Genomic DNA, 309 nt, shown 5'->3' on the forward strand with positions numbered 1-309 from the left:
CGGTCAGCGGGGTTTTGCCGTCGCGCACACAATCGAGGAAATGGCGGATTGCATTGGTAAAGCCCAGCTTATCCTCGGATTTGGCCCAGCCCATAGCGAGCGGGGTCATTGCAGTTTTATGCTGTTCCTCCGCATCCGTCACGGTCACGCTGTCCGGCATTTTAATAAATGCCGAGCGGTTATTCCCATGCAGTTCAATGGTTTCCTCCCACTGACCCGAGCAGCGGGCCGCGATCAGCATGCCCGAAGCGCCGTTCTCAAATTCCAGTTGCGCGGTCGTAAACGTCTCATAATACGGATCCGTATACG

Annotated in this window: 1 pseudogene; it reads right to left on the reverse strand. The window is 55.7% G+C overall.

The window, feature by feature from the left end:
* Positions 1-309 (reverse strand): annotated as a pseudogene (locus ACYQ3S_RS15710) (gfo/Idh/MocA family oxidoreductase); the annotation flags it as partial.

It is taken from the genome of Agathobaculum sp. TL06, assembly GCF_054658635.1.